Genomic DNA, 11,248 nt, shown 5'->3' with positions numbered 1-11,248 from the left:
AGCGCGAGAAGTTCGGCCTGGTCGCGCTCGCTCAAGGCGGCCATGACCTGGCCGGCGGGCCGGGTGGACAGGTCACGTTGACATCGCCGATCCATTGGATGGTGGGCAGGAGGGGTCAAAGGAGAATCGCGACAGCGATCAGCGCCAGGACGGTGACCACGGTGGCGGCCGTGACCGTACCGAACCGGGCAGGGGCGAAAAGCCCGGAATCCAGCTGTCGCCCAACGGACCGGTACCGCACCGTTCCGTAGCCGCTTACCAGCAAACCAGCGAAGATCAGGATGCCGCCCGAGATCACGGCGTGAACTCCTCTGTGCGGGGCGAACTTCGCCACCGCAACGCCGAGCGCCGCCACACTGATGCCGGTGCGCAGCCATGCGAGGTAGGTCCTCTCGTTGGCCAGATGATCCCGAGCGCGGCTGCCGATGTTCGGCGCGCCTCGATCGGGGATTTCCCCGCTCAAGCGTCCTCCCGGTGTGTTCGGCGATCCGTGAACGGGTCGCCGAGGAGTCGAGGCAGGCGTGCCGTCCCTTGAGTTCCGGGTGCTGTGACGGCACGCCGGAGGAAGGGGTTTCTCCATCTCCGGTCACAGCCAAGCTGGTCGTGGTTCAAGATTGGTGACGCCACGCTGACGGAGCGAAACCGCTATCGGCAAACAGTGTGGGAAGCGATACCAGCCTTGATTACCATTTTTTGCCAGAGGTCCGGCGCACTCGCCGTCAGGTAAACCGCCACCGAAAGCCGGCGATCGAATTTTTGAGATGTTTTCTACCCTGAATAGAGCTTGAAGGGGGAACGGGTCTTTTATGGCTGACCTTCCCTCTCATGATCGGACCGACTTCGACAACGCCGAGCGAGGATTCGTCGCGAAGTTGAGCCCCGCGGTGGTCAAGGCTGCCGACGGCCGCGTCATCTGGGACAACGACTCCTACGACTTCCTCAACGCCGAAACTCCCAAGAGTGCTCACTCGAGCCTGTGGCGGCAGGGCCGGCTGTGCGCCAAACAGGGTCTGTTCGAGGTGACGGACGGCATCTACCAGGTACGTGGCCTGGACCTGTCGAACATGACGGTCGTGGAGGGCGATACCGGCGTCATCGTCATCGACCCGCTGATCTCCCCCGAGTGCGCGGCCGCCGCACTGCGTCTCTACCGCGACAACCGAGGCGACCGTCCGGTCACCGGTGTCATCTACACCCACTCCCACGGTGACCACTTCGGCGGCGTGCGCGGCGTCACCGACGGTGAGGGCATCCCCGTCATCGCCCCGGCCGGATTCATGAAACACGCGGTTTCGGAGAACGTCTACGCCGGCATCGCGATGAGCCGACGCTCGGTCTACATGTACGGTCCGGCGCTGCCCCGCTCGGCCGAAGGCCAGATCGGGTGCGGTCTGGGCATGACCACCTCCACCGGCGCCATGTCCCTCATCGCGCCCACCGTCGACATCATTCGCACCGGGCAGCAGGAAACGGTCGACGGGGTAGATATCGTCTTCCAGCTCACCCCCGGCACCGAGGCACCGGCGGAGATGAACTTCCTGTTCCCCGACCGGCGCGCGCTGTGCCTGGCCGAGAACGCCACCCACAACCAGCACAACATCCTCACCCTGCGAGGCGCGGTGGTGCGCGATGCCCGCGTCTGGGCCCGCTATCTGACCGAGGCGATCGCGCTCTTCGCCGACCAGGCCGACGTCGCCTTCGCCTCCCACCACTGGCCCACCTGGGGAAAGGAGGACATCGTCCGCTTCCTGTCGCAGCAGCGCGACCTGTATGCCTACCTGCACGACCAGACCGTGCGCTTGATGAACCAAGGCCTGACCGGCATCGAGATCGCCGAGGTCATGCAGATGCCGCCCGCCCTGGAGCAGGCCTGGCACACCCACGGCTACTACGGGTCGGTCAGTCACAACGTCAAGGCCATCTACCAGCGCTATCTGGGCTGGTTCGACGGCAACCCGGCCCATCTGTGGGAGCACCCGCCGGTCGAGCAGGCCAGGCGCTACGTCGAGTGCCTGGGCGGATCCGCCGCCGTCGCAGGGCTGGCCGGTCGCTATGTGAAGGAAGGGGATCTGCGTTTCGCCGCCACGCTGCTCAACCACGCCGTCTTCGCCGACGAGCACGACACAAAGGCCCGCACGCTGCTCGCCGAGGTCTACACCGCCCTCGGCCACGGCTCGGAGAACGGCACCTGGCGCAACTTCTACCTGATGGGCGCCCTGGAACTCAACGGCCACATCGTGCCGGCCGACCTCGACGTGGCCTCACCCGAGGTGATCGAAGCCCTGAGCGCGGAACAGATCTTCGATTCGCTGGCCATCCGCGTCAACGGACCCCAGGCGTGGAACGAGCACTTCGCCATCGATTGGCACCTCACCGATTCCGGCGAGCATCACCGCACCACCATGTCGAACGGGGCGCTGATCCATCAACCCAACCCGCCCGAGGCCACCGTGGACCTCACCGTGGACCTCACTGTGGACCTCACCAAGCCGCAACTGCTCGGCTTGCTCGCGGGCAAGGGCGCCGACAGCCTCGACCACGACGGGGACCTGGACGTTCTACGCCGCCTCGCAGCCGTCCTGGACGACCCGAAACCCGACTTCGCCATCGTCACTCCCTGAGCGCCGTCTTCTCCCCTGTCAAAGAAGCCTTGGTCGCCATGCGCGGAGGGGTTGTGGCGGCCTCGCGGTTCATTGTGGCGACCGATGTGTCTTTCGTCGGGGATTTGCGCCACCGGCGGGACCCGGGACCGATCGCGGCGCGCATCGCCTTCGCCTTCGACACGAGTGCCCGCGCCGCGTCCAGGAAGTCGCGGACGCTGAGGGAGTCAAGACGGCCGGCCGGTCGGCTGAGGGGGGTCCAGGCGATGGCCAGCGTGCCGCCCAGCAGGCCCAGACTCATGCCGATCAGGAAGCCGCCCAGGTTGGAGTAGACGAAGGACGCCATGGACAGCAGCACGGCCATCAAGCCGAGGAACACCCGCTGGCCCGGCTGCAGCCACACCAGCACCCCTGAGATCATCATCACCAGCGCGATCAGGTAGGTCGCCCCCACCGCGCTGAACAGAATCGACACCGATAGCGCGTTGAGCGTGAACGGGATGGACAGCAACTCCGCCCCCGCCAGCACGATGAGCAGCCCGCCCCAAAACGGCCGTGAATTCCGCCACGATTTCATGATCTGTCCGCCCGTCGAACCGTCACCCGCACCCAACCGGCGCTATGTGGGCGACATCACCTACCTATCCGTCGGCGAGGGCGAGTTCTTGTGCTTGGCGACCGTGCTGGACCTGCATTCACGCCGCTTGGCGGGCTGGTCGATCGCCGATCACCTGCGCACCGAGCTGGTGACCGACGCGTTGCGGGCCGCCGCCCTCACCCGGGGCAGCCTGCACGGCGCGATCTTCCATGCCGATCACGGGGCCCAGTACATCTCCGCCGAGTTCGCCGAGGTCTGCGCCGAGCTCGGCGTGTGCCGATCCATGGGAGCCATCGGCACCAGCGCCGACAACGCCGCGGCGGAGGCGTTCAACGCCACTTTGAAACGCGAGACGCCGCAGGGCGCCAAGCGCCGGCCCTCGGCGCGCGAGGCCCGCCTGGCCGTCTTCAAGTGGATCACCCGGTACAACACCCGCAGGAGGCATTCCACCCTCGGCTACCTCAGCCCGATCGACTACGAGCAGCAGACCATCGATAGAGTGCTGCTCGCCGCATGACAAGCGGTGTCCACACTTCGGAGCGAACCCCCGTCGCCAGCCAGGGCCAGGGCCTGCGCATCCTGCCCGACTTCCGCCGAGTCCTGCTCCACCCGCCACTCAGCTGCGCCCCGCCGACGACTCGGCCTTGGCACCCGCCATCGAGGCCGCCTAAGATCCACTCACGGTACCTACCTCGTCGAGCTGTCTACACCGCCACCTCAAGGGGCAGGGACCGACGGGAGAGGGCCCAGGTCGCGGATGATCCCGGCCAGGGCCCGGATGGGCTCGTTCTCCGCCTCACTCCGCCACACCAGCGCGTACGGCAGCGGCTCCATGTCGGTGACCGGCAGGTAGGCGATGTCCGGCCGTACCCAGTATCGGGCGACGTGGGCGGGGAAGAGCACGACGAGTCCGTCCATGCTGGCGAGGGTCATGGCCTCTTCCGCGTCCCGGACCACGGGGCCGCGCTCGATCTGACGACCGCGCCGGGTGAGGCGAGGGGCGTAGGCGTCGTACCAGTAGCCGGGCCCGGTGTCGGCGTTCGGGTGCTGGAAGTCGGAGATCATCTCCAGCGAGACCGACGCGCGCGGGGCGAGCTGGTGGCCGGTGGCGACGGCCAGCACGCGCTGCTCGGCGAACACGACCGGCCCCACGGTGAGGTCAGGCTCGTCGATGGGGAGCCAGCTCACCAGGATGTCGATGTCTCCGCGGCGCAGCGCGGGAAAGGCTTCGCCGAGCTGGGCGCTGTGGATGCGCAGTTTCCACTGCGGGTGGCGGAGGCGGAAGACGTCCCAGTAGGGGCGCAGGTCGTAGGCGTTGAGGGGGAGCATGCCGACGCGCAGCGTGCCGGTGATGCCCTGGCCGGCGAGCTGGGCGCGTTCCACGCTCTCCTTCAGCCCGGCGTAGAGCGGCCGGAGGTCGTCCCGGAGCTGCCGTCCGACCGGTGTCAGCCGGACCATGCGGTTGGTGCGCTCGAACAGCGGCGCGCCGACCTGCCGTTCCTGCTTCTGGATCGCCTGGGTGACACGAGCGGGCGACAGGCACAGCCGGGCGGCGGTGCGGCCGAAGTGCAGTTCCTCGGCCAGGGTCAGGAAGATCTCGATGTCCCGCAGTTCCACGCCTGACCTGCTCCGTTCACTCCCACTGAAGGTGATCTTTCAGGGTTCATCGTTGTTCCGGGTGTTCACCGTACTTGATCCTCGATTCGTACGATTCGCCGCTGGTCGAGGGAGCACGTGGATGGACGTCCTGGTTTGCGGTACCGGTGTCGCCGGGGTCGCCCTGGCGTACTGGCTGCGCCACCACGGGTTCACCCCGACTGTGGTGGAGCGCGCCCCGCGGGTGCGCCCGGGCGGGTACGCGACGGGCCTGCGCGGCGAGGCGCTGGACGTGCTGGACCGGATGGCCCTGCTGGAGCAGGCCGAAGCGCTGAGCCTGCGGCTGGGTGATACGGCGATGGCGGATGACTACGCCGCGCCGCCCGTGACGATCTGCGCGGGTGACCTGGAGATCCTCAGGGACGACCTGGCCGGCCTGCTGTACCAGGCCACCCGCCGGGAGGTCGAGTACGTTTTCGGCGACTCGATCGCCACCCTGGAGCAGAGCGCCGACGACGTGCGGGTCACCTTCGACCGCGGTCGGCCGCGCCGCTTCGACCTGGTGGCCGGCGCCGACGGGCTGCACTCGCGCACCCGCTCGCTGGCCTTCGGGCCGCACGAGCGCTTCGTCCGGCACCTGGGTGTCTACACGGCGGTCTTCAGCGTGCCCGGCCGCCTCGGCGCCGAAGACGACGGCCGGGGCTACCGCGTACCGGGCAAGGCGGCCGGGGTGCTCAGCACCCGCGACGGCGCCCGAGCGCGTGCGGCGCTGCACTTCGCCTCCGGACCGCTGGCCTACGACCGCGATGACGCCAGGCAGCACGAGCGCATCGTGGCTGAGCGGTTCGCCGGCGAAGGCCTGCTGATTCGGCGCCTGCTGGAGGAGATGCGGGGGGCGGAGGACCTCTTCTTCGAGGCGAACGCCCAGGTCGAGATGGACCGCTGGTTCTCGGGCCGGGTGGTGCTGCTCGGGGACGCCGCATACTGTGCGGCGCCGGCTTCGGGCCGCGGCGCTTCCCAGGCGTTGATCGCCGCCTACATCCTGGCCGGCGAGCTGGCTGCAGGCGGCGACCACGCGCAGGCGTTCGCCTCCTACGAGCGGGAAATGCGCGGCTTCGTCGACGAGCACCAGCACCTGGGGCGCGAAGGCACCGACCAGTTCTTCCTCGGCACGCCTCCGCAGGAGGGATTCGACCGCACGACGGCGGCTCGCCCGCACCTGGTGCGACTCAAGGACTACGCTCCCGGCTTCGCCGCGGAGCGGCCGTCACCCGGCCGGGCTGCCCGCTGACCTGGCGCCGCCGTTGGTACGGCGGTGCCAGGGCGGCGACGGCCCGATGCCAGGGCCCTCCGCGTGGGGGAACGTACGAATGATCATGACGACAAGGAGATAAGGATCATGGCAGTGAGCAGGAACGGCTTTTCTGAGCAGGGGCTGCGCAGGCTGCGTGAGGTGCTGGCACGGTATGTCGACTCCGGGAAGATCCCCGGAGTCGTCGCCCTGGTCAGCCGAGGCGGCCAGACGCACGTCGAGACGCTCGGCACGATGCGGCACGACGGCGGCGCCCCGATGCGCCGCGACACGATCTTCCGCATGGCCTCCACCTCCAAGCCGGTCACCATCGCCGCCGCGATGGTCCTGCTGGACGAGTGCCGGCTGCGGCTGGACGACGTGGTCGGCCCGTGGCTGCCCGAGCTGGACGACCGCCAGGTGCTCAAGCGCATCGACGCCGAGCTGGACGACACCGTCCCGGCCCGCCGCCCGATCACCGTCCGCGACATCCTCACCTGCACCTTCGGCCTCGGCATGGACATGACCGCGCTGGGCACCCCGATCCTGAACGCCGTCTTCGAGCGCGGGCTGACCCCCAACCTGCCGACCGAGGTGCCCGAGCAGGACGAGTGGATGCGCCGTCTGGGCGAGCTGCCGCTGATGCACCAGCCCGGCGAGCAGTGGCAGTACCAGATCGGCAGCGATCTGGTCGGCGTCCTGGTATCCCGGGTCAGCGGCCAGACCTTCGAGGAGTTCCTGCGCGAGCGCATCTTCGAGCCCCTCGGCATGAAGGACACCGGCTTTCACGTGCCCGCCGACCAGATCGACCGGCTGCCCACCCTGTACGCCCCCGACCCCGCCACGGGCGAGTTCCTCGCGTGGGACGAGCCCGAGGGCGGCCGGTGGAGCAAGCCCCCGGCGTTCCAGGGTGGCGGTGGCGGCCTGGTCTCCACCGCCGACGACTACCACGCCTACTTCCAGATGCTGCTCAACGGCGGCGTCCACAACGGCCGACGCATCCTGTCCCGGCCGGCCGTGGAGCTGATGACCACCAACCGGCTCACCCCCGAGCAGAACGCCGCCCGCACCGCCCTGGCCCGCAACGCCGTGCACATCTCCTTCGGCCAGGGCCAGCAGGGCGGCTGGGGCCTGGGCATGGCGGTGCGCACCTACCGCGGTGACTACGCGCCGATCGGCCAGTTCGGCTGGGACGGCGGCAGCGGCACCTCCGCCTACGCAGACCCGGTCAACCAGCTCACGGGCATCCTGCTCTGCCAGCTCGGCTACACGGTGCCCAACCCCGCCCACCTGATGAACGACTTCTGGACCACCGTCTACCAGGCGATCGAAGACTGATGGAAGGAGTGAGTGTCATGCGTGTTTGGTTCATCACGGGTGCGTCCAGAGGGCTGGGCAGGGCGTTCGCGGAGGCTGCGCTGAGCAGGGGCGATCGCGTCGTGGCCGCGGCCCGTGACGTGGCGCCGCTGGCGGGCCTGCAGGCCCGCCACCCCGACACCCTGGTGTGCGTCCCGCTCGACGTCTCCGACCGCGTCGCGGTGCACGAGGGCGTGGAACGGGCGGTGGCCGTGTTCGGCAGGCTCGACATCGTGGTCAACAACGCCAGCGCGATGTTGTACGGCATGATCGAAGAGGCCACGGAGACCCAGATCCGAGCCCACTTCGACGTCAACGTCCACGGGCAGATCTGGGTCACCCAGGCCGTACTGCCCCACCTGCGCGCCCAGGGCTCGGGCCACATCCTCCTGGTGACGACGATGGGCACCGGCGGCGGGATGGCCTCGGCCGGGCTGTACGCGGCCGGCAAATCGGCCATCGACTCCCTCGGCCAGGCGCTGGCCATGGAGGTCGAGCCCTTCGGCATCAAGGTCACCATCGTCCAGCCGGGCGGCTACGACACCGGCCTGTTCACGACCGGCACGACGGCCACCACGCCCGACCCGGCGTACGACCCGCTGCGAGCGAAGCTGACCGAGCTGTGGGGCGACGAAGCGGGGCCCGACCCGAGCACGGCCGCGCCGGTCGTCATGCAGCTCGTGGACCTGCCCCACCCGCCCCTGCGGCTGATCGTCGGCAGCCAGTCCTTCGACCTGGTCCACCAGATGAACCAGGCCAGGACCGAGGAGTACCGCGCCTGGGAACACCTCAGCCGCCTGGCTCCCGGCTGACAGCCGCGTTCCGGTCCGGCTTCGGACGAACGCGACGCGACAACCACGATTGAAAGGTCATTGATGATGAAGCACCACGATGCCACCCGGTCCGCGGAAGACCTGCGGGAAGAGCCGCCGGAGGGGGACGCAGACGTGATCGTCGTGGGGGCCGGCCCGACCGGTCTCATGCTGGCCACCGAGCTGCGCCTGGCCGGAGTGCGACCGCTGGTGCTGGAACGGCAGCCGCGGCCACGCGATACCCCCAAGGCCGGGGGCCTGGGCGGGCAGATCCTGGAACTGCTGCGCTACCGAGGCCTGCTGGAACGTCTCGAAGCGGCCTGCACCGGTCCTGTGCCGGCTCCCCGGTTTCCGTTCGGCGGGGTGCACCTGGACTTCACCCACCTGCCGGATCCCCCGATGCACGCCCTGCCCCTGCCGCAGCAACTGCTGGAGCGGCAGCTCGGCGAACGCGCCGGCGAACTCGGCGTTCGCCTCCGCCGCGGCCACGAGGTGATCGGAGTGAGCCAGGACGACGACGCGGTCACCGTGGACGTGCGCGGCCCGGACGGCCCGTACCGGACGCGCACGCGGTACCTCTTGGGGTGTGACGGCGCGCGCAGCCGCATCCGCGACTGGGCCGACATCCCGTTCCCCGGCACCACCTATCCCGAGGTCAACCGGCTGGCCCAGGTCACCCTGCCCGACACGGTCACCGTTCTCAGCAACGGCGATCTCGACGTCCCCGGCTTCGGCACCATCCGCGCCGGTTTCACCCGCACCGACCAGGGCCTGCTCGGCATCGGCTCCTCCCCCGGCACCCAGTCCGTCTCCCTCTACACCATCGAGGACGAGACCACCGAATACGACGACGACGTCCCGATGACCCTGACCGAACTGCAGGACAGCATCCGCCGCGTGCTCGGCGCCCACCTGCCCCTGGCCGAATCGACGCGGCTGTCGCGCTTCACCTTCAAGGCCCGCCAGGCCGAGCGCTACCGCGAGGGGCGGATCCTGCTGGCCGGCGACGCGGCGCACCTGTTCCCCGCCACCGGAGTGGCGCTCAACGCCGGCATGCTGGACGCGGTCAACCTGGCCTGGAAACTGGCCGCCGACCTCCACGGCACGGCTCCGGCCGGCCTGCTGGACACCTACCACGCCGAACGCCGCCTGGCCGGTGCCCGCACCCTGCTGCACACCCGCGCTCAGGTGGCCCTGCGGCGCGGGCACGACGCGGCCGCCGAAGCGCTCCGGGAGGTCTTCACCGAACTGCTCGCCGACGAGCAGCCGCTGCGCCGCATGGGAGCCCTCGTCGCCGGCACCGACGTTCACTATCCGATGCCCGGTGCCGGCCATCATCCGCTGGCCGGCACCTTCGCCCCCGACCTCACCCTGCACACCGGTCAAGGCATCACCAGTGTCGCCGAGCTCATGCACACCGCCCGGCCCGTCCTGCTCGATCTGGCCGGCCGTCCAGAGCTCCGCCAGACCGCGCGGGACTGGCGGCATCTCATCGACGTCCACACCGCCAAGACCGACGATCGACCGGCCGACGCGCTGCTGATCCGCCCGGACGGCCACGTCGCCTGGGCCGCCACCCTCGACGAACCTGCGGACAGCGCCTCGCCCCTGCTGAGTGAGGCACTCTCCGCATGGTTCGGAACGCCTTGAGCATCTGGAGGAGCCATGACAAGTAGATTCACCGAGTTGGCCGTCGACTGCCACGATCCGGAGAGACTCGCGGCCTTCTGGTGCGAGGTTCTGGACTTCAAAGTGATCGACCGGAACGAGGGCAAGGTCGAGATCGGCTCCTGGGAGCCGACCGTCGAGGAGGTGCTGGCCCGCCAGATGCCGCCCACCCTGCTGTTCATCCAGGTGCCCGAGGGCAAGACCGTGAAGAACCGGCTTCACCTCGACGTCAGCCCGGTTGACGGCAGCACCGACGACGAGGTGACCAGATTGCTCGGCCTCGGCGCCATCAAGAGAGATGTGGGCCAAGGCCCAGACCGAAGCTGGGTGGTCATGGCCGACCCCGAGGGCAACGAGTTCTGCATCCTGCGCACCTTGGCGGTGACGCGCCACAGTTAGCGTTGCTGTTCCCACCACACCTTCGTCGTGCCCAGATGCCCGGGCCTCGTGATCATGTCTCTTCGACATAGCCGGCGGCGATGTCGTCGGGTGGGTCGGTGTACAGGCTTCGGCTGGTACGACAACCTCGCCGCCAGGCGGGCGGTGATCGTCTCTCGCTCCAAAGCCGTCATGGGCCGCAATGCTCGTATGCCCGCCGGCGCGGCCGCCACGACTTCCTGCTCCGCGACGAAGACGGCGCGAAAGCCGCGATCACCATCTTGGGGTCACTCACTTGATTCGCCGCCCCGCCGCGGCACGTGCCTCGGCGGGGTGCGGGGGCGTTGATCGGCTTGTGCGGAGGGTCGAGGGCTGCTTCGCTGTTGCCCGTGACCGAACTTCGAACGCCGCGACTGTGCTTGCACGCCATCGACACAGCAGAGGGTGAACGCATCGTCGGGCGGCGCGCCGGAGCCGGGGATGCCTGGGCTGAGGACTTTCCTTTCGACGGTGACGTCGTCGGCGTCACGGCCTTTCTCACAACTACGGCGGCCCACGGGGACCAGCGCCCTTTCGGGCACTACCGGATCACCCGGACCGCCGACGGGAAGGCCGTCGGCGGAATCGGTTTCAAGGGTCAGCCGGACGACGGATGTGTCGAGGTCGGTTACGGTCTTGCCCCGTCAGCCCGTGGCAACGGCTATGCGGCGGAGGCACTCCTCGCCCTGCTGAACGTCGCGGCCGAGCACGGATTGTCCAGAGTCGTCGCCGACACCACCGGGGACAACGTTGCCTCCCAGCGAACCCTCGAACGTGCCGGGTTCCGCCGGACAGGCATCAACGGTGACCTCCACCTGTACGAGGCACTCCTCGACGCCCCTTCGCGACCGGCCCGGACGCGGTAGCCCGAATCTTCACCGCGCACGGGCTCGAGCGCCCGGCCAGGGAC

The 11,248-nt window shown here is 69.0% G+C and carries 10 protein-coding genes and 1 pseudogene; 8 read left to right on the top strand and 3 right to left on the bottom strand.

Annotated elements, in window-relative coordinates:
* Nucleotides 1-115 precede the first annotated feature (115 nt).
* Nucleotides 116-463, bottom strand: coding sequence for a YidH family protein (locus ACTOQ3_RS42100; protein WP_440089568.1), 348 nt, complete (start codon nucleotides 461-463; stop codon nucleotides 116-118).
* 343 nt (nucleotides 464-806) lie between these two features.
* On the opposite strand from ACTOQ3_RS42100, the gene ACTOQ3_RS42095 reads away from it, so the two are divergent.
* Nucleotides 807-2,621: an alkyl/aryl-sulfatase gene (locus ACTOQ3_RS42095; protein WP_440089566.1), complete on the top strand. Its 1,815-nt coding sequence runs from the start codon at nucleotides 807-809 to the stop codon at nucleotides 2,619-2,621.
* Here the strand turns inward: ACTOQ3_RS42095 and ACTOQ3_RS42090 are convergent.
* Nucleotides 2,611-3,177 (bottom strand): DUF6114 domain-containing protein, encoded by a 567-nt coding sequence (locus ACTOQ3_RS42090; RefSeq protein ID WP_440089565.1) that lies wholly within the window; start codon nucleotides 3,175-3,177, stop codon nucleotides 2,611-2,613. The genes ACTOQ3_RS42095 and ACTOQ3_RS42090 overlap by 11 nt on opposite strands.
* A gap of 28 nt (nucleotides 3,178-3,205) precedes the next feature.
* On the opposite strand from ACTOQ3_RS42090, the pseudogene ACTOQ3_RS42085 reads away from it, so the two are divergent.
* Nucleotides 3,206-3,715: pseudogene (locus ACTOQ3_RS42085) on the top strand (IS3 family transposase); the annotation flags it as partial.
* 200 nt (nucleotides 3,716-3,915) lie between these two features.
* Here the strand turns inward: ACTOQ3_RS42085 and ACTOQ3_RS42080 are convergent.
* Nucleotides 3,916-4,815 (bottom strand): LysR family transcriptional regulator, encoded by a 900-nt coding sequence (locus ACTOQ3_RS42080; RefSeq protein WP_440089563.1) that lies wholly within the window; start codon nucleotides 4,813-4,815, stop codon nucleotides 3,916-3,918.
* A 121-nt stretch (nucleotides 4,816-4,936) separates the two neighbouring features.
* Between ACTOQ3_RS42080 and ACTOQ3_RS42075 the strand changes: the two genes are divergently transcribed.
* The 6 genes from ACTOQ3_RS42075 to ACTOQ3_RS42050 all read left to right on the top strand — a co-directional run bounded on the left by ACTOQ3_RS42075 (nucleotide 4,937) and on the right by ACTOQ3_RS42050 (nucleotide 11,204).
* Nucleotides 4,937-6,085, top strand: coding sequence for an FAD-dependent monooxygenase (locus ACTOQ3_RS42075; RefSeq protein ID WP_440089561.1), 1,149 nt, complete (start codon nucleotides 4,937-4,939; stop codon nucleotides 6,083-6,085).
* Nucleotides 6,086-6,193: 108 nt separating this feature from the next.
* Nucleotides 6,194-7,423: a serine hydrolase domain-containing protein gene (locus ACTOQ3_RS42070; RefSeq protein WP_440089559.1), complete on the top strand. Its 1,230-nt coding sequence runs from the start codon at nucleotides 6,194-6,196 to the stop codon at nucleotides 7,421-7,423.
* A gap of 17 nt (nucleotides 7,424-7,440) precedes the next feature.
* Nucleotides 7,441-8,253, top strand: a complete 813-nt coding sequence (locus tag ACTOQ3_RS42065; RefSeq protein WP_440089558.1) for an SDR family NAD(P)-dependent oxidoreductase — start codon at nucleotides 7,441-7,443, stop codon at nucleotides 8,251-8,253.
* A 66-nt stretch (nucleotides 8,254-8,319) separates the two neighbouring features.
* Nucleotides 8,320-9,903, top strand: a complete 1,584-nt coding sequence (locus ACTOQ3_RS42060; protein WP_440089556.1) for an FAD-dependent monooxygenase — start codon at nucleotides 8,320-8,322, stop codon at nucleotides 9,901-9,903.
* Nucleotides 9,904-9,918: 15 nt separating this feature from the next.
* Nucleotides 9,919-10,320, top strand: a complete 402-nt coding sequence (locus tag ACTOQ3_RS42055) for a VOC family protein (protein ID WP_440089555.1) — start codon at nucleotides 9,919-9,921, stop codon at nucleotides 10,318-10,320.
* Between the two features lie 368 nt (nucleotides 10,321-10,688).
* Nucleotides 10,689-11,204 (top strand): GNAT family N-acetyltransferase, encoded by a 516-nt coding sequence (locus tag ACTOQ3_RS42050; RefSeq protein ID WP_440089554.1) that lies wholly within the window; start codon nucleotides 10,689-10,691, stop codon nucleotides 11,202-11,204.
* Nucleotides 11,205-11,248 lie beyond the last annotated feature (44 nt).

The sequence above is a fragment of the Streptosporangium sp. LJ11 genome, assembly GCF_051918945.1.
Lineage (GTDB): Bacteria > Actinomycetota > Actinomycetes > Streptosporangiales > Streptosporangiaceae > Streptosporangium.
This window is presented reverse-complemented; position numbering and strand designations above follow the sequence as displayed.